The sequence below is a fragment of the Variovorax sp. NFACC27 genome (assembly GCF_048301545.1).
Lineage (GTDB): Bacteria > Pseudomonadota > Gammaproteobacteria > Burkholderiales > Burkholderiaceae_C > Variovorax > Variovorax gossypii.
This window is the reverse complement of the sequence record NZ_CP157613.1, coordinates 4,959,155-4,979,772: the sequence shown is the minus strand read 5'-3', so window position 1 is coordinate 4,979,772 and position 20,618 is coordinate 4,959,155. Positions and strand designations below refer to the sequence as shown.

At 67.9% G+C, this 20,618-nt stretch carries 20 protein-coding genes; 12 read left to right on the top strand and 8 right to left on the bottom strand.

Annotated elements, in window-relative coordinates; translation table 11 throughout:
- Positions 1 to 35 precede the first annotated feature (35 nt).
- The 7 genes from ABL840_RS23340 to ABL840_RS23310 all read left to right on the top strand — a co-directional run bounded on the left by ABL840_RS23340 (position 36) and on the right by ABL840_RS23310 (position 5,756).
- Positions 36 to 800, top strand: a complete 765-nt coding sequence (locus ABL840_RS23340) for an ABC transporter ATP-binding protein (RefSeq protein ID WP_093306248.1) — start codon at positions 36 to 38, stop codon at positions 798 to 800.
- Entirely contained in the window at positions 797 to 1,525 is a 729-nt protein-coding gene (locus ABL840_RS23335) for an ABC transporter ATP-binding protein (protein ID WP_093306249.1), read from the top strand. The genes ABL840_RS23340 and ABL840_RS23335 overlap by 4 nt, the downstream gene beginning before the upstream one ends.
- Complete coding sequence (locus ABL840_RS23330; protein WP_093306251.1) at positions 1,522 to 2,505, top strand: branched-chain amino acid ABC transporter permease; 984 nt, start codon at positions 1,522 to 1,524, stop codon at positions 2,503 to 2,505. Before ABL840_RS23335 ends, ABL840_RS23330 begins: the two co-directional genes overlap by 4 nt.
- 16 nt (positions 2,506 to 2,521) lie before the next feature.
- Positions 2,522 to 3,589 carry a branched-chain amino acid ABC transporter permease gene (locus ABL840_RS23325; RefSeq protein WP_093306253.1) on the top strand — a complete coding sequence of 356 codons (1,068 nt, stop codon included), beginning with the start codon at positions 2,522 to 2,524 and terminating at the stop codon, positions 3,587 to 3,589.
- Positions 3,586 to 4,479, top strand: coding sequence for an alpha/beta fold hydrolase (locus ABL840_RS23320; RefSeq protein ID WP_093306254.1), 894 nt, complete (start codon positions 3,586 to 3,588; stop codon positions 4,477 to 4,479). The genes ABL840_RS23325 and ABL840_RS23320 overlap by 4 nt, the downstream gene beginning before the upstream one ends.
- 66 nt (positions 4,480 to 4,545) lie before the next feature.
- Complete coding sequence (locus ABL840_RS23315; protein WP_093306256.1) at positions 4,546 to 5,052, top strand: DUF1993 domain-containing protein; 507 nt, start codon at positions 4,546 to 4,548, stop codon at positions 5,050 to 5,052.
- A 140-nt stretch (positions 5,053 to 5,192) separates the two neighbouring features.
- Positions 5,193 to 5,756: a thioredoxin family protein gene (locus ABL840_RS23310; protein WP_093306427.1), complete on the top strand. Its 564-nt coding sequence runs from the start codon at positions 5,193 to 5,195 to the stop codon at positions 5,754 to 5,756.
- Positions 5,757 to 5,769: 13 nt separating this feature from the next.
- Here ABL840_RS23310 and ABL840_RS23305 read toward each other — a convergent pair whose 3' ends face one another.
- From ABL840_RS23305 to hemH, 3 genes are read right to left on the bottom strand one after another with little or no spacing between them, the layout of a single operon-like run.
- A complete protein-coding gene (locus tag ABL840_RS23305) occupies positions 5,770 to 6,882 on the bottom strand; it encodes a hypothetical protein (RefSeq protein ID WP_093306258.1) in 1,113 nt (370 codons plus the stop codon).
- Positions 6,879 to 7,727, bottom strand: coding sequence for a class I SAM-dependent methyltransferase (locus ABL840_RS23300; RefSeq protein WP_093202617.1), 849 nt, complete (start codon positions 7,725 to 7,727; stop codon positions 6,879 to 6,881). Before ABL840_RS23300 ends, ABL840_RS23305 begins: the two co-directional genes overlap by 4 nt.
- A complete protein-coding gene (gene hemH, locus ABL840_RS23295; RefSeq protein WP_093202615.1) occupies positions 7,724 to 8,758 on the bottom strand; it encodes a ferrochelatase in 1,035 nt (344 codons plus the stop codon). The genes ABL840_RS23300 and hemH overlap by 4 nt, the downstream gene beginning before the upstream one ends.
- A 15-nt stretch (positions 8,759 to 8,773) precedes the next feature.
- Here hemH and ABL840_RS23290 point away from each other — a divergent pair, with 15 nt between their 5' ends.
- On the top strand, positions 8,774 to 9,505 hold the full coding sequence (locus ABL840_RS23290; protein ID WP_093202612.1) for an HAD family hydrolase: 732 nt from the start codon (positions 8,774 to 8,776) through the stop codon (positions 9,503 to 9,505).
- Positions 9,506 to 9,509: 4 nt separating this feature from the next.
- Here ABL840_RS23290 and ABL840_RS23285 read toward each other — a convergent pair whose 3' ends face one another.
- The gene (locus ABL840_RS23285; protein WP_093202610.1) at positions 9,510 to 9,815 is read right to left on the bottom strand and encodes an NIPSNAP family protein; all 306 of its coding nucleotides are present in this window, start codon (positions 9,813 to 9,815) and stop codon (positions 9,510 to 9,512) included.
- A 139-nt stretch (positions 9,816 to 9,954) separates the two neighbouring features.
- Between ABL840_RS23285 and ABL840_RS23280 the strand changes: the two genes are divergently transcribed.
- Positions 9,955 to 10,596, top strand: a complete 642-nt coding sequence (locus ABL840_RS23280; protein WP_093202607.1) for a LysE family translocator — start codon at positions 9,955 to 9,957, stop codon at positions 10,594 to 10,596.
- An 11-nt stretch (positions 10,597 to 10,607) separates the two neighbouring features.
- Here the strand turns inward: ABL840_RS23280 and ABL840_RS23275 are convergent, their stop codons facing one another.
- From ABL840_RS23275 to hpnC, 4 genes are all read right to left on the bottom strand, one after another.
- The gene (locus tag ABL840_RS23275) at positions 10,608 to 10,916 is read right to left on the bottom strand and encodes a hypothetical protein (protein ID WP_093202604.1); all 309 of its coding nucleotides are present in this window, start codon (positions 10,914 to 10,916) and stop codon (positions 10,608 to 10,610) included.
- On the bottom strand, positions 10,913 to 12,169 hold the full coding sequence (hpnE, locus tag ABL840_RS23270; protein ID WP_093306261.1) for a hydroxysqualene dehydroxylase HpnE: 1,257 nt from the start codon (positions 12,167 to 12,169) through the stop codon (positions 10,913 to 10,915). The genes ABL840_RS23275 and hpnE overlap by 4 nt, the downstream gene beginning before the upstream one ends.
- Before the next feature lie 175 nt (positions 12,170 to 12,344).
- Entirely contained in the window at positions 12,345 to 13,184 is an 840-nt protein-coding gene (gene hpnD / locus ABL840_RS23265) for a presqualene diphosphate synthase HpnD (protein WP_093202600.1), read from the bottom strand.
- Entirely contained in the window at positions 13,181 to 14,095 is a 915-nt protein-coding gene (gene hpnC / locus ABL840_RS23260; RefSeq protein ID WP_093306262.1) for a squalene synthase HpnC, read from the bottom strand. The genes hpnD and hpnC overlap by 4 nt, the downstream gene beginning before the upstream one ends.
- Before the next feature lie 151 nt (positions 14,096 to 14,246).
- On the opposite strand from hpnC, the gene ABL840_RS23255 reads away from it, so the two are divergent.
- The 3 genes from ABL840_RS23255 to ABL840_RS23245 all read left to right on the top strand — a co-directional run bounded on the left by ABL840_RS23255 (position 14,247) and on the right by ABL840_RS23245 (position 20,562).
- Positions 14,247 to 16,091: a potassium transporter Kup gene (locus ABL840_RS23255; RefSeq protein ID WP_093306264.1), complete on the top strand. Its 1,845-nt coding sequence runs from the start codon at positions 14,247 to 14,249 to the stop codon at positions 16,089 to 16,091.
- Positions 16,092 to 16,207: 116 nt separating this feature from the next.
- Entirely contained in the window at positions 16,208 to 17,407 is a 1,200-nt protein-coding gene (locus ABL840_RS23250) for an efflux RND transporter periplasmic adaptor subunit (protein WP_093306265.1), read from the top strand.
- Positions 17,404 to 20,562 (top strand): efflux RND transporter permease subunit, encoded by a 3,159-nt coding sequence (locus tag ABL840_RS23245; RefSeq protein WP_093202590.1) that lies wholly within the window; start codon positions 17,404 to 17,406, stop codon positions 20,560 to 20,562. The genes ABL840_RS23250 and ABL840_RS23245 overlap by 4 nt, the downstream gene beginning before the upstream one ends.
- Positions 20,563 to 20,618 lie beyond the last annotated feature (56 nt).

Here is a 20,618-nt window from a genome sequence, read left to right as displayed (position 1 = left end):
CATTCCTGTTTTCCGATTCGCAATGACCAACAACGATGCTTGAGACCCGAGATCTGACCATCCGCTTCGGTGGGCACGTGGCCGTCAACAGCGTGAGCTGCGCCTTCGCGCCGGGCACGCTGACGGCCATCGTCGGCCCCAACGGGGCGGGCAAGACCACCTACTTCAACCTGATCTCGGGCCAGCTCAAGGCGAGCGCGGGCACCGTGTCGCTCGACGGGCATTCGTTGTCGGGCCTGTCCCCCTCCGCGCGCACGCACGCGGGGCTGGGGCGGGCCTTCCAGCTCACCAACCTGTTTCCCAACCTCACGGTGCTGGAGAACGTGCGCCTCGCGGTGCAGGCCACGCGCGAGGGCGCGCACCGGCGCGGGCTCAACCTGTGGAGCATCTGGAGCGACCACAAGGCACTGACCGAGCGCGCCGACCAGATCCTGGCCGAGGTGGCGCTGAAGTCGCGCGAGCACGCCACGGTGGCGAGCCTGCCGCACGGCGACCAGCGCAAGCTCGAGGTGGCGCTGCTGATGGCGCTGGAGCCCAAGGTCTTCATGTTCGACGAGCCCACGGCCGGCATGAACGCGGCCGAGGCGCCCGTCATCCTGGACCTGATCCGCAAGCTCAAGAAGGACAAGACCAAGACCATCCTGCTGGTCGAGCACAAGATGGACGTGGTGCGCGAACTCGCCGACCGCATCATCGTGCTGCACAACGGCACGCTGGTGGCCGACGGCGAACCGGCCGAGGTGATCGCCTCGCCGGTGGTGCAGGAGGCCTACCTGGGCGTATCGAAGGAGGCCGCATGAGCACGAACAATCTGCTGACCCTCGAGGGCGTGCACACGCACATCGGGGCGTATCACATCCTCCACGGCGTCGACCTCGCCGTGCCGCGCGGCCAGCTCACCATGCTGCTGGGCCGCAACGGCGCGGGCAAGACGACCACACTGCGAACCATCATGGGCCTGTGGCATGCATCGCAGGGCAGGGTGCGCTTCGGCGAGAAAGAAATCACCGCCCAGCACACGCCGCAGATCGCCGGCCTGGGCATTGCCTACGTGCCCGAGAACATGGGCATCTTCTCCGACCTCACAGTGAAGGAGAACATGCTGCTGGCCGCGCGCGGCGCGAAGAACGCGGCGCAGATCGACGACACGCGGCTGAAGTGGATCTTCAAGCTCTTTCCCGCGGTCGAGAAGTTCTGGAACCACCCGGCGGGCAAGCTCTCGGGCGGGCAGAAGCAGATGCTGGCCGTCTCGCGCGCCATCGTGGAGCCGCGCGAGCTGCTCATCATCGACGAGCCCAGCAAGGGCCTGGCGCCCGTGATGATCAACAACATGATCGACGCCTTCGCCGAGCTCAAGCGCAGCGGCGTGACCATCCTGCTGGTGGAGCAGAACATCAACTTCGCCCAGCGACTGGGCGACACCGTCGCGGTGATGGACAACGGCCGCGTGGTGCACGCCGGCTCCATGGCGGAGTTCTCCGCCGACGCGCAACTTCAGCAATCGCTGCTCGGACTGGCTCTATGAAGAAACTCGAATTCGACTGGCGGCCATTGCTGCTGGCCCCGATCCTCGCGCTCGTCGCGCTGCCGCTGACCGGCTCCTTCTCCACCTGGCTCACGCTCACCGTGGCGGGGCTGGCGATGGGCATGATCATCTTCATCATCGCCTCGGGACTCACGCTGGTGTTCGGCCTGATGGACGTGCTGAACTTCGGCCACGGCGTGTTCATCGCGCTGGGTGCCTTCGTGGCGAGCAGCGTGCTCGGCCTGATGGGCGACTGGACCGGCTCGGGCGAGCTGTGGCGCAACCTCGTGGCGGTGTTCCCGGCGATGCTGGTCGCGATGGCCGTGGCCGGCGCAGTGGGGCTGGCCTTCGAGCGCTTCATCGTGCGGCCCGTGTACGGCCAGCACCTGAAGCAGATTCTCATCACCATGGGCGGCATGATCATCGGCGAGGAGCTCATCAAGGTGATCTGGGGCCCGGCGCAGATTCCGCTGCCGCTGCCCGAGGCGCTGCGCGGCTCGCTGCTGGTGGGCGATGCGGCCATCAGCAAGTACCGCCTGCTCGCGGTGGCCGTGGGCGCCGTCGTCTTCGGCGTGCTGGCGTGGACGCTGGGCCGCACCAAGATCGGCCTGCTCATCCGCGCCGGCGTGCAGGACCGCGAGATGGTCGAGTCGCTGGGCTACCGCATCGGGCGCCTGTTCGTCGGCGTGTTCGTGGTCGGCAGCGCACTGGCCGGCCTGGGCGGCGTGATGTGGGGGCTGTTCCAGCAGAACCTGGTGCCGCAGATGGGCGCGCAGGTCAACGTGCTGATCTTCATCGTCATCATCATCGGCGGGCTGGGCTCGACGGGCGGGGCGCTCATCGGCGCGCTGCTGGTGGGGCTGATGACCAACTACGTGGGCTTCCTGCTGCCCACGCTCACGCAGTTCGCGAGCATCTTCCTGATGGTGGCCGTGCTGCTGTGGCGACCGCAGGGCGTGTACCCGGTGGCCAACCGCTGAAGAGGAGGGCGACAACATGTTCCTGAAACGACTCCTCTCCAACGACATGCCCCGCAGCCGGCTGCTTGCGCTGCTGCTGCTCGCAGTGTTCATCGCGCTGGCCTTCGCGCCTTTCATCTTCCCGGGCGTGAAGGCGCTCAGCGTCGCGGCCAAGATCCTGGTGTTCGTGGTGCTGGTTGCGAGCTTCGACCTGCTGCTGGGCTACACCGGCATCGTGAGCTTCGCGCACACCATGTTCTTCGGCATTGGGGCCTACGGTATCGCCATCTCGGCCTCTAGGCTCGGCCCCAACTGGGGCGCGGTGCTGGTGGGGCTGGGCGCGTCGCTGGCGATCTCGCTGGTGCTCTCGTTCGCCATCGGCCTGTTCTCGCTGCGGGTGCGCGCGATCTTCTTCGCGATGATCACGCTGGCCGTGGCCTCGGCCTTCCAGACGCTGGCCTCGCAGCTGTCCGACTTCACCGGCGGCGAAGACGGCCTGACCTTCAAGCTGCCCGAGCTGATCTCGCCGAGCTTCGAGTTCGCGGAAGAGCCTTTCCTCGGCGTCTCGCTCGACGGGCGGCTGCTTTGCTACTACCTGCTGTTCGTGGCGGCCGTGTTGCTGGTGCTTGCGCTGCTGCGCATCGTGAACTCGCCATTCGGCCGCGTGCTGCAGGCCATTCGCGAGAACGAGTTCCGCGCGGAGGCCATCGGCTACCGCGTGGTGGTCTACCGCACCACGGCCGCCGTGCTGTCGGCGCTGTTCGCCACGCTGGCCGGCGCGATGCTCGCGATCTGGCTGCGCTACAACGGTCCCGACACCTCGCTGAGCTTCGAGATCATGATCGACGTGCTGCTGATCGTGGTGATCGGCGGCATGGGCACCATCTACGGCGCGGCCATCGGCGCGGTGCTGTTCGTGGTTGCGCAGAGCTACCTGCAGGACCTGCTGCGCATCGGCAACGAGGCAGCGAGCGGCCTGCCTTGGCTGGCGGCGCTGCTGTCGCCCGACCGCTGGCTGCTGTGGCTGGGCGTGCTCTTCGTTCTTTCCGTCTATTACTTCCCCACCGGCATCGTCGGAAAACTGCGAGCGAGAGCGGCGCGATGAGCGACAACCACAACAATCAGATTCCACTCTCGCGCTATGCGCAGCTCGCGGGCCGCGAGATCCACTGGCTCGAATGGGGTGCGGCCGAGGCGCCCGTGGTCATCGCCTGGCACGGCCTGGCGCGCACCGGACGCGACATGGACGAGCTGGCGCAGCACTTTGCATCGCGCGGATTCCGCGTGATCTGCCCCGACACCATCGGCCGGGGCCTGAGCCAGTGGAGCCCGCTGCCCGACGAGGAATACACGCTCGCGTTCTATGCGCGCATCGCCAACGCGCTGTGCGACGAACTGCGGCTGGGGCGGGTGCACTGGGTCGGCACCTCGATGGGCGGCGCCATCGGCACCGTCTGCGCCTCGGGCCTGTTCGAGCCGCGCATGAAGGCGCGCATCGCGAGCCTGGTGCTCAACGACAACGCGCCCGAACTGGCGCAGCCCGCCATCGAGCGCATCCGCGCCTACGCGGGCAATCCGCCCGCCTTCGACACGGTGGCCGAGCTGGAGGCCTTCTTCCGCACGGTCTACAAGCCCTACGGCTGGCTCAGCGACGCGCAATGGCGCCGGCTGACCGAGACCTCCACGCGCCGCCTGCCCGACGGGCGCGTCACGCCGCACTACGACCCGGCCATGGTCCGGCAGTTCAGCGCGCACGACAACGACTACCTGATCTGGCCGCACTACGACGCCATCGAGGTGCCGGTGCTGTGCCTGCGCGGCGCCGAGTCCGACCTGGTGCTGCCCGGCGTGGTCGAGGAGATGAAGCGACGCGGCCCCGGCGTGGCCGGCAGGTTGCAGGTGATCGAAGTTCCTGCCTGCGGTCACGCTCCCGCGCTCAACGTGCCCGAACAACTTGAGCCCATCGAGGGGTTTATCCGCGCGGCCGGTCGCTGAGGCTGCGGCGGCGGGACAATCGCCGCCCACCTCAACCACCAGGCCGAGCAACAGGCCTCGAACATCATGGCGCTTTCGCTGTACGACCTCTCCGTGCCCGTCTTCGCGCGCGGCCTCGGCCAACTCACCCACCTGCTCGACAAGAGCCTGGCGCACGCCAAGGCCAACGGCATCGACCCCGCCACGCTGGTGGATGCGCGCCTCGCGCCCGACATGCTCACGCTGGTCGGCCAGATCCAGCGCGCGAGCGACGCCTCGAAGCTGGGCACGGCGCGCATCGCCGGCGTCACCGCGCCGAGCTTTCCCGACGAGGAGAAGACCTGGGACGACCTGGTCGTGCGCATCGCGAAGACGCAGGACTTCCTGGCGAGCGTCGACCGCGCGCTGATCGACGGCCACGAAGATCGCGCCGTGACCATCAAGACCCGCGAAGGCGAGGCGACCTTCACCGCGCAGCGCTACCTGCTGCAGTTCGCACTGCCGAACTTCTTCTTCCACGTGACCACCGCCTACGACGTGCTGCGCCACAAGGGCATGCCGATCGGCAAGATGGACTATCTGGGCAAGTTCTGAGTTCTGACCCGGGCGGCTCTTCACGCCGCCGGGACAAACTTCAAATTGCCGTGACACATGCGCACGCCCGGCGTGCGCCGCGAACAATCGCGCCTGACCGCTTTCGGTCTGGCATTCGAGCGAGGTTCGCGATCATGAAGATGTTGTCCAGAAGGGCGTTCTCGGGGTTGGCCGCCGGCTCCTCCGCGCTCGCGGCTGCCGTGGGTGGCGCGTGGCCGGTGCGCAGTGCGCTGGCCGTGTCGCCGGGCCTGCGCGACTACGGCAAGGCGCCCGAGTTCACGGGCATCGACAAGTGGCTCAACTCGGAGCCGCTCACGATGCAGGGCCTGGCCGGCAAGGTGGTGCTGGTCGATTTCTGGACCTACTCCTGCATCAACTGCATCCGCACGCTGCCCTACGTGGTCCGCTGGTACGAGAAGTACAAGGACCAGGGATTCGTGGTGGTGGGGGTGCATTCGCCCGAGTTCGCCTACGAGAAGTCGACGCGCAACGTGCAGGACGCGATCCAGCGCTTCGGCATCCGCTATCCGGTGGCGCAGGACAACGGTTTCGCCACCTGGAAGGCTTACAACAACCAGTACTGGCCGGCGTTCTACCTCGCCGACAGAAACGGACAGGTGATGCGGCAGCACTTCGGTGAAGGGGAGTACGCCGAGATGGAAGCCGCGATCGAGGCGCTGCTGGGGCGCAGGCAGCCGGCCTGAGCAGGGCGCCGAACTACTTCACCGGCTCGACGATGCGCCGCACCGCGGCCTTGCCCGCGGGCGTGAGCACCGGGCCGAGCTCGGCGTAGGGCACTTCGATGGCGATCTCACAGCCGGTGCCGTATTCGGGCTGCGAGAAGCGCATGCCCTTGGCTTCCAGCGTAAGGTCGTAGTGGGCGTCTTCCTCGTAGTTGGACTTGCAGTTCTCCTCGGCCTTCGACGGCTGGATGCCCGCGTACTTGAACAAGAAGCGGCGCAGCTTCGGCGGCATCGGGCCGCTTTCGGTGCCGGCGATCTGCCCCGGTGCTTTCTGCGGCGGCACCTGCGGGCGCGGGCCGAACCATGACCACGGGTCGACCTGCTTGCCCGTCTGCAGGTCCCACGTGCGGTAGAACCAGGAGATGCCGGCGCGGCCCGTGCCGGCCGCCCAGGTGTAGTTGCGGATGCTGAGCCACTGCGAAGTCCAGTATTCGGGCTCGGTGGTGTTCTCGTCCTCGGCGGGCACGCCGACCCGGCCGAGAAACTCGCGGCGCTTGTCGAAATATTCCTTGATCGTGTCATTGCCGGTGTCGAAGTCGCGGCGAAGCTCCTGGTTGATGGCCGCGAGCGTGGGTTCGGGGCCGGAGAGTTCGATGGTTTCCTGTCCCGCGAAGCGCAGCCGGCGGAAGCTGCGGCCGGCCGCGTATTCCTCTTTCTTGCCGGTCACGATCTTCGGCTGAGCTTCGAGCTGGCCTGCGTAGCCGTCGCTTCCGCAGGCCCTGTCGCCGCCCGTGGCATCGGCGAGGTCCAGCTTGATCGGCAGCGTGACGGGCGTGCCCTTCACGCTCTTCCACGTGCCGGTGAGCGTGTTGCCCCTGGCCGGGTCGAGCGACCACAGGCCGGTGTCGCCGGCTTCGTGCCAGAAGCTGTCCTTCTCGACGCGGCTCAGCGGGATCGCCGTCTTGTACTGCTTGTAGAAGTAGCTGCCGCTCGGAAACTCGGCGTTGAAGCAGGCCACGATGGCCTTGGTGCCGAGCGTGCCTTCCCATACGCCCCTGGGCACATCGACGGTACCGGCCGCGTGGGCCAGGAAGGGCAGCAGCAGGACAAGGCCGCCGAGGCAACGGGCTCGAAGATGTTTCGTCATGGCTTGCGTGCGGAGATCGAATACATGAGCGGAATGCGCGGCATGCCCTCGGGCGGCGCCATGCGGCGGCCACCGATGTCGCGCATGCCCTCGAAGGGCTTCCAGCCGTTGGCGTACGGGTACTCGTCGAGCCGCTCGATGACGAGCCCCGCCTGCGACAGCGCGGTCGTCACCTGGCCCACGCCCCAGGTGAACTCGAAGCTCGGGTGCGGGTTGGCGAAGTTCTCCACGCCGCGCTCGTAGCCCTCGCGGACCAGTCCGTCGCCGGATTCGGCAACGTAGTCGCCAACGCCTTCCTCGGGCACGGGGGCTTCGTTGAAGTAGTCGTAGTGGAACTTCCAGGCCGGGTCGAACACCAGCGCGAAGGGATGGAACTCGATGAACACGAAGCGGCCGCCTGGCTGGAGCACCTGTGCCACGCCGCGTGCCCAGGCGGCGATGTCGGACAGCCAGCACAGCGTGCCGTACGAACAGAACACGATGTCGAAGCGTTCGCCGCGTGCCTGCGCCTCGCGGAAGTAGTCGTAGACGTCCGAGCGGATGAAGCGCGCCGCGATGCCCGACTGCTGCGAAAGCCGCGTCGCGAAGCCGATGGCTTCGTCGGAGATGTCCACGCCCGTCACCTCGGCGCCGAGGCGCGCGATGCTCAGGCTGTCCTGACCCGCGTTGCATTGCAGGTGCAGCACACGCAGGCCCTTCACATCGCCGAGCAGGCCGGCTTCCTCGGGGAAGAGGGTGGAGCCGCCCTTGCGGAAGAAGGCGGCCTGGTCGCCCTTGTGGCTGTTGTGCGCGACGGTGGCCGCGTTCCACGAGAGCCGGTTGGCTTCGTGCAGATCCTGCTTCATATGGTTGGTGTTTTTTGCGTGGGCCAGCCCGCCAGGTTGCGTTCGGCGATGCCCGCGAGCGCGGTGATCCATGCCGGGCTGTCGTTGAGGCAAGGGATGTAGCTGAAGGCCTGGCCGCCGGCGTGCAGGAAGGCTTCGCGGCCTTCCATGGCGATTTCTTCCAGCGTCTCGAGGCAGTCTGCGGGGAAGCCTGGGCACACCACGTCCACGCGCTTCACGCCGGATGCGCCGAGCTCGCGCAGCGTGGGCTCGGTGTAGGGCTCCAGCCACTTGGCCTTGCCGAAGCGCGACTGGAAGGTCACGCGGTACTGGGTGCTCGAAAGGCCCAGGCGTGTCGCGAGCAGCCGGGCGGTTTCGGTGCACTGAGCCTGGTACGGATCGCCCAGTGCGATGTTGCGCGCGGGGATGCCATGGAAGCTCATCAGCAGCACCTCGCCGCGGCCTTCGGTCTTCCAGTGCTTCTCGATGCTCTGGGCCAGCGCGTCGATGTAGGCCGGGTCGTCGTGGTAGTCGTTGACGAAGCGGAATTCGGGCACGCGGCGTTGCTTGCGGCTCCAGGCGTTCACCGCGTCGATCACGCTCGCGGTGGTGGTGCCCGAGTACTGCGGATAGGCCTGCAGCACCAGCACGCGGGTCGCGCCTTCGGCCTGCAGCGCGTCGAGGCGGGAGGCGATGGAGGGGCTGGCGTAGCGCATTGCGTCGCGCACCGTCAGGCGGTGCCCGCGCTCGCCGAGCCATCCGGCCAGCAGCGTCGCCTGCTTCTGCGTCCAGACCTTGAGCGGCGAGCCTTCGCGCATCCAGATGCTCGCGTACTTGGCGGCCGACTTGGCCGGCCGCGTGCGCAGGATGATGCCGTGCAGGATCGGCGCCCAGACCGCCTTCGGAATCTCGACCACGCGCGGGTCGCCCAGGAAGTCGGCGAGGTAGGGGCGAACGGCGGCCGCGGTGGGGGCGTCGGGGGAGCCCAGGTTGCACCAGAGCACTGCTGTGCGCGGGGTACTCGGGGAGGCGTTCTCTTGGGTCGAAGGCATGCGATATTCTCGGGCATGACTTCCGCTTCCCCGGTGCCTGCGGGCGCCGCGCCTCTCGATCTCAAGCGCATCTCGGCGATCTCCCTGGACCTCGACGACACCCTGTGGCCGATCTGGCCGACTATCGAACGCGCCGAGGCCGTGCTGCACCAGTGGCTGCTGCGCGAGGCGCCCAAGACCGCCACCTTGCTGATGACGCCGGGCATCCTGCGCGAGTTGCGCGAAGCCACCGCCAAGGAGCGCTCCGATCTCGCGCACGACCTGAGTGCGCTGCGCCGCGAGTCGATCCGCACGGCGCTCGTGCGCGCCGGTGAAGACCCGGCGCTGGCCGAGCCGGCCTTCGATGCCTTCTTCGCCGAGCGCCAGCGCGTGACGCTCTACGACGATGCGCTGCCGGCGCTGAAGTGGCTCAGCGAGCGCTATCCGCTGGTGGCGATCTCGAACGGCAACGCCGACATCCACAAGACGGGCGTGGGCCGCTGGTTCCGCACCGCCTTCAACGCGCGCGCCTTCGGCAGCGGCAAGCCGCATGCGCCCATCTTCCGCGCGGCCGCGGCATCGGTCGGTCTGCTGCCCAAGGACGTGCTGCATGTGGGCGACGACGCCGAGCTCGACGTGGTCGGCGCGCTCAACGCCGGCATGCAGGCTGCATGGCTGGTGCGCGACGAGCGGCCCTGGGTGCACGGTGCGCGGCCGCAGTTGATCGTGCCCAACCTGCACGCGCTGTGCATGGCGTTGGGCGGCTGAGGCGTTAGCCGAAGACTGGTCTGAAGAAGCTGCGTTCGTAGCTGAGGATGCAGCGGGTTTCTTCCGCGTACTTGAATGCGGCCTGGCATTCCGAGTCCTGCATCGAGTCGGCGCGATATTGTTCGTAGGCGGCCAGGCTCGGAAAGCTGAACATAGCCAGCGCCACGTTGTTCGTGCCTTCCGACGGCAGGAAATAGCCGTGGTGCTTGCCGCCGAACTTCTCGACCAGAGGAATCCAGAGCCGGCCGTAGTGCTCGAATTCCTTGAGCTTGTAGGGATCGACGATGTAGCGCAGGTAGCAGGTGACCATGGCGGTTCGGTTGGTGGTGGGTTGAGGGAAGCGCAGGGGTATTGGCGCGGCGCCAGCGACGAGGCGCCGGGCTGACTATAGTTTCTCGTTCCCACCCACCCATCTCCCTTGCGGCCCCGCGCCGGGCAGGAAACCCGAAGTGCATCTCTCCAACTGGCTCATCTTCTGCAGCGTCACGCTGCTCGTCGTCTTCACCCCGGGGCCGGCCGTGCTGCTCGCGGTCTCGAATTCGATGAGCGTGGGCCCGCGACGGGCGATGATCAGTTCGCTGGGCAATGCGGCAGGGCTCTTCATGGTGTCTGCAGCCGCGATGGCCGGGCTGGGCGTGGTTCTTTCCACCTCGGCCCACGCCTTCATGGTGCTGAAGCTGGCCGGCGCCGCCTACCTGATCTACCTGGGCATCAAGCAATGGCGTAGCCAGGGCAGCGTGTTCGCCGACGTCCAGGGAAGTCAGGGCGCCGCCGCGCCGCGTTCGAGCTGGCGTCTGTTCGGCCACGGGATGACGGTGGCGCTGACCAACCCGAAGGGCATTCTTTTCTTCTCGGCGCTGTTCCCGCAGTTCCTGACGCAGGATGCGCCCATGCTCACGCAGTTCGCGGTGCTGACCGGCACCTTCGCCGCGGCCTCGGTGGTCGCGCATTCGTTCTACGTGCTGCTGGCCCGCCTGCTGCGCAAGCAGCTCTCCGATCCGCGCCGCACGCGCATCTTCAACAAGGTCTCGGGCGGAGCCTTCGTGCTGTTGGGGCTGAGCCTGCTGCGGCTGCGCAACAAGACGGCCTGATTCCGTTTTCCTCAGTCGAGCCCGAAACGCTCGCGCAGCGCCGCGCAGAAGTCGGCGGTGCCGCTGATCGAGAGGGTGATGGTGTCGTAGCGCGGGTCGTCCTCGCTAGATTCCTGCAGGTCGCAGTCCCAGGTCGCGCCTTCGTCGAGGGCGCCGCGCGCATCGGGAAACGTGGCCTCGGCCCAGGCCAGCACCCGGGCGATTTCGGCCCGCACTTCGGGCGTCCTGTCCGGCGAGGTCGATGCCATCGCGTCGAAGGTGCCGTGGCCTTCGGTGTCCTCGCTGTAGTCGAAGTCGAGGTAGCGCAGTTCGGTCGTCATGGGGCGAGTGCCTTGGCGGCGGCCAGTCCGCTGAGGACCGCGCCTTCGAGAGTGGCGGGGTAGGGGCCTTCGACGTAGTCGCCGCAGGCCTGCAGGCCAGGTGCGATGGCAGAGGGCGGCCGCGCGAGGCCCGGCGTGCAGGCGAAGGTGGCGCGCTTCTCGACCACGGTCTGCACCAGCTGCAGGTTCGATTGGCCCAACTGCGCGGCGGCTTGGGCGATGACCTGCTCTTCCAGGACCTCGCGTGAAGCTTCGTTCGCGCTCACGACCATGGCGAGCACGCCTTGCAGGCCGCCGAGCTGACCGCGGTCGAACGCGAACTGGGCTGGTGCCGTGGCTGGATCGCTGCGCAGCGCGAGCATCGGTTCGGCGAGCGGCGTCGCGCCGCGCACGTAGATGGTGGCGATGGCCTCGAAGCGCAGGGCCTCGGTGGTATCGCACCAAGGGGCCGCAGGCAGGCCGGACGCGCGGACCAGCCGCGCGGCATCCCACGGCGCACAGGCCAGCACGACCCGATCGAACGCTTCGCCGTCGACCTGCCATTGCCCGGCCTCGGTCGAAATGGCGCGGACGCGAGTGCCGATGCGCACGGTGGCACCCCGCTGCAGCAGCCACCGGATGGCGGCGTCGGGCAGCAGGGCGCCCAGATCGGCGCGCGGCAACAGCAGGTCAGCACCGCCGCTGCCGCTGAAAAGTGCGTCCTTCAGCACGCGCAGGAAGACTTCCCCGCTCGACTGCGCCACGGGCGTATTGAGCGCTGAAACGCACAGCGGCTCGATCAGCTCCCGCATCACGCGTGACGTGAGGTTGGTGCAGAGATCGGCGACCGTCGTGCCGCTGGCACAACGAAAGCCCGAGAGCCGCCAGCCGATCGCGGTGCGAAGCAGTGACGACCTGTCGCGCCACGTCCAGCCGCGCGCCGTGAAGATGCCCGCCAGCAGGTCGAGCGGTGCAGGCAGGCGAGGCAGCTTGAGGCCGCCGCCATCGGCAAAACGCAGCGAAAGAGGCATACGCAGCAGAGCACCTTCGACATCCACGCCGACATCGCGCATCAGCTGCAGCGTGGCTGTGTAGGCGCCGATCATGATGTGCTGGCCGTTGTCCAGCGCCAGCCCGTGCATGTTGTCGACCCGCCGCGCCCGGCCGCCCGGCATGTGCGCGGCCTCGAACAGCATGACGGCATGGCCGAGGCGCGTGGCCTCCACCGCGCAGGCGAGACCGGCCCAGCCGGCGCCGATGACGGCGACTCTCATGAGTGCAGGTACGCGGCGATGAAGCGGCCGCGATCGTCGTCCTCAGCCTCGCGACGCGATGGTGATGCGGCCCCACTTCCAGAAACACCGAGGAACCGGCTTTGCCGGGCCTCAGGTGTTGCCCCCGGTAGGGGGTTGGCGAAGCGACACGAAGTGCGCGGAGCCTGGGGGCGAGTCATATCCGCCCCAGCGCCTGGACCTTCCACGCCAGCCAGAACTTGCGCACCGGCGTCAGGCTCACGCGCTGGTTCAGCACCTGGAAGTTGTCGCGCTCGATCTCTCGCAGCAGGGTGCGGTAGATGCTGGCCATCATCAGGCCGGGCTTCTGCGAGCGGCGGTCGGCCAGCGGGAGCAGGGCGAGCGCCTCGTCGTAGGCGGCGTGGGCCCGGGCGGCCTGGAATTTCATGAGCTCGACGAAGCGCTCGGAGTGCACGCGGTTCAGGAGCTCGTGCGCCTTCACGTCGAACTTCTGCAACTCGTTCACCGGCAGGTAGATGCGCCCGCGCATGGCGTCCTCGCCCACGTCGCGCAGGATGTTGGTGAGCTGCAGCGCCAGGCCCAGCTTGTGGGCGTAGGCGGTGGTCTGGGTCTCGGTCTGGCCGAAGATGCGCGCCGCGACTTCGCCGACCACACCGGCCACTAAGTGGCAGTAGCGCGAGAGGCCCTGGAAGTCGAGGTACCGCGTCTGGTCGAGGTCCATCTGGCAGCCATCGATCACCTCGTTGAGCTGGCGCGCTTCGATGCCGTAGGCCGCGGTGTGCGGCATCAGTGCCTGCATCACCGGATGGCGCGGCGTGCCCGCGAACGACTGCGACACCTCGGTGCGCCACCAGGCGAGCTTGGTGGCGGCCACGCCGGGGTCGCTGACCTCGTCGACCACGTCGTCGACTTCACGACAGAAGGCGTAGAAGGCCGTGATCGCTGCGCGGCGCGGCTTGGGAAGAAACAGGAAGGCGTAATAGAAACTGCTGCCCGAGGCGGCTGCCTTGTCTTGCACGTATTGCTCGGGGGTCATCGGGGAGGCGCTGCTTTCATGGGCGCTGATTGTCTCCGCATCCGCACGGCCTTCCAGAGCAGCACCGGCGCGTCGGTCTTGCCGATGGCGGGGCGCTGCGAGAAGGTGTCGAAGCCCAGGTCCTCGATCTTGTCGAGGATGCGCAGGCCGCCCTGCACGACCAGGCGCAGCTCCCAGCCGGCGCGGCCCGGCAGGCGATGCACGAGGGGCGCGCCCCGGTGCATGAGCTCGCGTGCCCAGTAGACCACTACTGCTATCAGATTGATAGCTTCCTGCGGAGGCTCGGCGGCGGATAGCGGAGCGAAGACCTTGAAGTTCTCGGGCGTCAGGCCGCGCCGGTCGCAGTCGGTCAGCGGAAAGTAGAAGCGGCCGCGCGGCAGGTCGACGCTCGGGTCCTGCCAGAAGTTGATGAGCTGCAGCGCGCTGCAGATGGCATCGCTCTGCGCGAGGGCCGCGGCGTCGTGCACGCCGTAGAGGTGCAGCAGCAGGCGGCCGACGGGGTTGGCGGAGCGGCGGCAGTAGTCGAGCAGCTCCGCGCGGTCGGCGTAGGTGCCGCGGTCGCGGGTTTTCTCGATGTCCTGCACGAAGGCGCTCAGCAGGTCGGCGAGCAGGTCTTCGGGCAGTCCGTGGCGGGCGATGCTGTGGGCGAGCGGGCCGAAGACGTGGGGCCAGCGCGATTCGGGCGGTACTTCGCCGCGGGCGGCTGCGGCCAGCTCTTCACGGTAGGCGCGCAGATCGGCCAGGCGCTCGGCCGGCGAGGCGCTGCCTTCGTCGGCGATGTCGTCGGCGGTGCGCGCGAAGTGGTAGATGGCCGCGATCGGCGGGCGCAGGTGCGGCGGGCATAGCCACGAGGCTACGGGGAAGTTTTCGTAATGCGCCGGCGCAGCGGCGAGGTGGGGAGTGGCGGGCACGCCACGATTGTCAGCCACGACGCAATGCCCCGGCACTATGCTCGCAGCGTCGCCACTACGAACTCCCCGCTTCATGAAAGTATCCGCTCCGGCTTCCGGGTCCCAGGTTTCAGCGTACGGCGAGGCGGCGCACCCGACGGGCCCGGCGCTCATGGTGGCGGCGCTGGGCGTCGTGTTCGGCGACATCGGCACTTCGCCGCTCTACGCCTTCAAGGAAACGATGAACCCCGAGCACGGCGTGCCGTTCACGCCCGATTCGGTGCTGGGGCTGCTCTCGCTGATCTTCTGGGGACTGATGTTCGTGGTCACGCTGAAGTACGTGGTGTTCGTGCTGCGCGCCGACCACGACGGCGAGGGCGGCATCCTGGCGCTGCAGGCGCTCGCGCGCAGCGCCGTGGCGGGGCCGAAGACGAAGCCCTGGGTGTGGAACGCCATCGGGCTGCTGGGCCTGGTGGGCGCGGCCATGTTCTACGGCGACAGCCTGATCACGCCGGCCATCTCGGTGCTGTCGGCGGTCGAGGGGCTGGAAGTGCAGGCGCCGGTGCTGCAGCGCGCGGTGCTGCCGATCACGGTGGCGATCCTGATCGCGCTGTTCATGGTGCAGAAGAAGGGCACCGGCACGGTGGGCAAGATCTTCGGGCCGGTCATGCTGCTGTGGTTCATCGTGCTGGCCGCGGCAGGCGCATGGCAGGTGCTGCAGCAGCCGCAGGTGCTGGCGGCGCTCGATCCGCGGCGCGCCCTCGGCTTCCTGATCGAGCACCGGGCGCAGTCGCTGGCGGTGCTGGGCGCGGTGTTCCTGGCCTTCACCGGCGGCGAGGCGCTGTATGCGGACATGGGGCACTTCGGCGCAAGACCGATCCGGCTGGCGTGGCTCTTCATCGCGCTGCCCGGACTGGTGCTGAACTACTTCGGGCAGGGGGCGCTGGTGCTGGCGAACCCGGCTGCGATCGACAACCCGTTCTTCCGGCTCTTTCCCTCGTGGGGCGTGCTGCCGATGGTGGTGCTGGCCGCGATGGCGACGGTGATCGCCTCGCAGGCGGTGATCTCGGGTGCGTTCTCGCTCACGGCGCATGCCATGCGCATGGGCTACCTGCCGCGCATGCGGGTCATTCAGACATCCGGCACGGCCATCGGGCAGATCTACGTGCCGGCCGTCAACTGGCTGCTGATGGTGGGCGTGCTGCTGCTGGTGCTGGGCTTCCGCAGCTCCGGGGCGCTGTCGGCGGCTTACGGCATCGCGGTGTCGATCACGATGGTGACGACCACGCTGCTGGCCGGCATCGTGGCCTGGGGGCTGTGGCGCTGGAACAAGGTGGCGGTGGCGATCGGCGTGGCCGCATTCGCGGTGGTCGACCTGACTTTCGTGATCGCCAACAGCCTGAAGGTGGCCGAGGGCGGCTGGCTCACGCTGGCGGTGGCGGCCGTGGTGATGGTGCTCTTCACGACCTGGTCGAAGGGGCGCCGGCTGGGCCTGGAGGCGGCCGCGGCCGAGAGCCTGCCGCTGCGGCCCTTCGTCGAATCGCTGGCGCAGCACATGCCGCACCGGGTGAGCGGCACGGCCGTGTTCCTGAACCCCGACGCCACGGCGGTGCCGCATGCGCTGCTGCACAACCTCAAGCACAACCAGGTGCTGCACGAGCAGGTGATCGTGCTGCGCGTGCTGGCCTGCGACACGCCGCGCGTCGACGCGCGCATCCGCATCGAGGCCGAGCAGCTGATGGAGGGCATCTGGATGGTCACGGCGCGGCACGGCTTCATGGAGCGGCCCGACGTGCCGGAATTCATCCGCATCCTGGCGTACCAGAAGACGCTGGCGATCGACTCGATGAAGACGTCGTACTTCGTCTCGCGGGCCTCGGTGGGCGAGGAAAACCTGCCGGGCATGAACCCGATCCGGCGCGTGCTCTTCGGCTGGTTGCAGCGCAACGCGGGGCGTGCCTCGGACTATTTCGAGCTGCCCGACAACCGTCTCGTGGAGATGGGCCAGCGCACCTAGATTTCGCGGTCGGCAGGCCCTAGTGACCAGCGGGTCATTGACACTGGTTCACGTTTACCCTAGATTACTAACCAGTGGGTCAGTAATGGCCCGGTTCGTCCTTTCCAGGGTGTCTCATGACCGCTTCCGCCGTCTTCCCGTCCCGCCTCCGCAGTGCCGCCTGGCTACTGCTTCCCGCCATCTTTCTGGCTGGCTGTTCGCCTAAACCCGCAGCCGAGGATCCGGTCCGCGCGGTCAAGTTCGTGACCGTGGGGGCGAGCGAGTTCGACGCCCAGCCCGAGTTTTCGGCCGAGGTGCGCGCCCGGGTCGAATCGCGACTGGGCTTCCGCGTCGGCGGCAAGATCACCAGGCGGCAGGCCGAACTCGGCCAGCATGTGCAGGCCGGCCAGGTGCTGGCCCAGCTCGATCCGCAGGACTACCGTCTCGCCGCCGAAGCAGCACGCGCCCAGCAGGCCGCCGCGCTGACCAACCGCGACCTGGCAGCCGCCGACCTCAAGCGCTACACCGAACTGCGGTCGCAGAACTTCATCAGCGGAGCCGAGCTGGAGCGCCGCGAAACCACCTGGAAGGCCGCGCAGGCCCAGCTCGAGCAGGCGCAGGCGCAACTCGCCTCACAGGGCAACCAGGCCAACTACACGACGCTGGTGGCCGACGTGGCCGGCATCGTCACCGCCATCGAGGCCGAGCCCGGCCAGGTGGTGCAGGCCGGCACGCCGGTCGTGCGCATCGCGCAGGACGGCGCCCGTGACGTGGTGTTCGCAGTGCCCGAAGACCGGGCCACGCTGATCAAGACAGGCTCGCCCGTGACGGTGCGCGGCTGGTCCGGCGGCAACGAGCTGCAGGGCCAGGTGCGCGAGGTGGCGGCGAGCGCCGATGCGGTCACGCGCACCTACTCGGTCAAGGTGGCCATCGATGCCGCCACCGCGCCGCCGCTGGGTGCCACCGTCTATGCGCGTCCGCAGGCGCTGGCTCACTCCAGCGCCCCGGTGATGAAGCTGCCGACCAGCGCGCTGCGCCAGGAGGGCAAGGGCACTTCCGTGTGGGTGCTCGACAAGTCGACCATGACGGTGCGCTCGCAGCCCGTGCAGGTGGCCACGGCCGACGGCAACGAGGCCGTGATCGCCGGCGGCATCTCGCCCGGCATGATGGTCGTGGCCGCGGGCGTGCATGTGCTGTCGCCGGGTCAGAAGGTCACCATCTACCAGTCCAAGGAGGCGGCCGCGGCCGCCGCCAATGCCGGTGCGAAGGAGTCCGTGCAGCCGGTCACGGCCGTTGCCGCGACGAACAAGGAGATCGCAGCGGGTGCCGCCAAATGAGCGGCGGCGCGGCGAACCCCAACGACAAGCCCTCCGGCTTCAATCTCTCCAAATGGGCGCTGGACCACGCGCCCCTCACGCGCTACCTGATGGTGGTGCTGATGGTGCTGGGTGCGTTCGCGTACTTCCAGCTCGGACAGGACGAAGACCCGCCGTTCACCTTCCGCGCGATGGTGGTGCGGACCTACTGGCCCGGCGCCACCGCACAGCAGGTGGCCGAGCAGGTCACCGACAAGCTCGAGCGTACGCTGCAGGAGGCGCCGTACGCCGACAAGATCCGCAGCTATTCGAAGCCCGGCGAGTCGCAGATCATCTTCAACATCAAGGACTCGTCGAAGTCCACCGAGGTAGCGAACGTCTGGTACACGGTGCGCAAGAAGATCGGCGACATGCGCGCCACCTTGCCCGCCGGTGTGCAGGGGCCGTTCTTCAATGACGACTTCGGCGACGTCTATGGCGTGATCTACGCGCTGGAGAGCGAAGGCTTCAGCTACGCCGAACTCAAGACGCTGGCCGACGACGTGCGCCAGCAACTGCTGCGCGTGAAGGACGTGGCCAAGGTCGACCAGTTCGGCGTGCAGGACGAGAAGGTCTACATCGAGATCTCGCAGAAGCGCCTGGCGCAACTGGGGCTCGACTTCAATGCCGTGCTCTCGCAGCTCGGCTCGCAGAACGCCATCGAGAGCGCGGGCACGATCCAGTCGCCGCTGGACGTGGTGCAGGTACGCGTTGCAGGCCAGTTCACCAGCGTCGACCAGTTGCGCGAGATGCCCATCCGCGGCAGCTCGGGCAACCAGCTCAAGCTCGGCGACATCGCCGACATCCACCGCGGCTACGTCGATCCGCCCACGGTCAAGATGCACCACCAGGGCAAGGAAGTGATCGGCCTGGGCGTGTCGATGGCCAAGGGCGGCGACATCATCGCGCTGGGCAAGGCGCTGAAGGCCACCGCCGTCACCATCGAACAGCGCCTGCCGGCCGGCGTGAAACTGGCGCAGGTGCAGGACCAGCCGGTGGCGGTGGCGAGCTCGGTCAACGAGTTCGTCGGCGTGCTGATCGAGGCCGTGGCCATCGTGCTGGCCGTGAGCATCATCTCGCTGGGCCTGCACAAGGGCGGGCGCTTCGGCTGGTACGTCGACATGCGCCCGGGGCTGGTGGTGGCGATCACCATTCCGCTGGTGCTGGCCGTGACCTTCCTGGCGATGAACTACTTCGGCATCGGGCTGCACAAGATATCGCTGGGCTCGCTCATCATCGCGCTGGGCCTGCTGGTGGACGACGCGATCATCGCGGTCGAGATGATGGTGCGGAAGATGGAGGAGGGCTACGACAAGGTCCGCGCCGCCACCTTCGCCTACGACGTGACGGCCAAGCCGATGCTCACGGGCACGCTCATCACCGCGGCGGGCTTCCTGCCGATCGGCATCGCCAAGTCGGTGACGGGCGAGTACACCTTCGCCATCTTCGCGGTGACGGTGATCGCGCTGGTGCTGTCGTGGATCGTCTCGGTGTACTTCGTTCCCTACCTCGGCACGCTGCTGCTCAAGGTGAAGCCGCACGACCCCGATGCGCCGCCGCACGAGCTCTTCGACACGCCGTTCTACAACGCCTTCCGCTCCACCGTGAATTGGTGCGTGCAGCACCGCTGGATGACCATCGGCGCCACGGTGCTGATCTTCGCGCTCGGCATCTTCGGCATGGGCAAGGTGCAGCAGCAGTTCTTCCCGGATTCGAGCCGGCCGGAGATCCTGGTCGACATCTGGTTCCCCGAAGGCACCTCGTTCGCCGCGAACGAGGAAGTGGCCAAGCGGGTCGAGAAACGCGTCATGCAGGAGGCCGGCGTGAGCACCGTCAGCACCTGGATCGGCTCGGGCGTGCCGCGCTTCTACCTGCCGCTGGACCAGGTGTTTCCGCAGACCAACGTGTCGCAGCTGATCGTGCTCGCCAAGGACCTGAAGGTGCGCGAGACCCTGCGCATCAAGCTGCCGCAGGTGCTGGCGCAGGAATTCCCCGAGGTGCGCGGCCGCGTCAAGCTGCTGCCCAACGGCCCGCCGGTGCCGTACCCGGTGCAGTTCCGCGTGATCGGGCCCGACCCGGCGCTGCTGCGCGGCCATGCCGACGAGGTGAAGGCCGTGCTGCGCGACAACGCCAACATGCGTGGCGTGAACGACAACTGGAACGAGTCGGTGAAGGTCATCCGCCTCGAGATCGACCAGGCCAAGGCCCGCGCGCTCGGCGTGACGAGCCAGGCCATCGCGCAGGCTTCCAAGACCATGTTCAGCGGCACCACCGTGGGCCAGTACCGCGAGAACGACCTGCTGATAGACATCGTGCTGCGCCAGGCGCCCGACGAGCGCCAGGCCATCTCGGACATCGGAAATGCATACATCCCGACGACCTCGGGCCGTTCGATCCCGCTCACGCAGATCGCCAAGCCGGTGTTCACCTGGGAGCCGGGAGTGATGTGGCGCGAGAACCGCGACTACGCCATCACCGTGCAGGGCGACGTGATCGAAGGCCTGCAGGGCGCGACCGTGACGGCGCAACTGCTGCCGAAGCTGCGTGAGCTCGAGGCCGGCTGGGTCGCGGCCGGGCAGGGCGCCTATCGCATCGAGGTGGCGGGCGCGGTGGAGGAAAGCAGCAAGGGCTCGGCCTCCATCGTGGCCGGCGTGCCGATCATGCTGTTCCTGGTGTTCACGCTGCTGATGCTGCAGCTGCACAGCTTCAGCCGCTCGCTGCTGGTGTTCATCACCGGCCCGATGGGCATCGCCGGCGTGGCCGGCGCGCTGCTGGTGCTGAACCGGCCCTTCGGCTTCGTCGCGCTGCTGGGCGTGATCGCGCTGATGGGCATGATCCAGCGCAACGCCGTGATCCTGATCGACCAGATCGAGCTCGACCGCGCGGCGGGCGTGCCGGCGTGGGACGCGATCGTGGAGTCGGCGGTGCGGCGGCTGCGGCCGATCGTGCTGACCGCTGCCGCGGCGGTGCTGGCGATGATCCCGCTGTCGCGCAGCGTTTTCTGGGGGCCGATGGCCGTTGCAATCATGGGTGGGCTGATCGTGGCAACGGTGTTGACCCTGCTTGCCCTGCCCGCGATGTACGCCGCCGCGTTCCGCGTGAAGCGCGAGCCGGAAACGGTGCCGATTAGCGTCTAAAATCGCAGGCTGACCGATTTCAAGCGGATGGTCTTTGGCCCACGGGAATCCGTGGT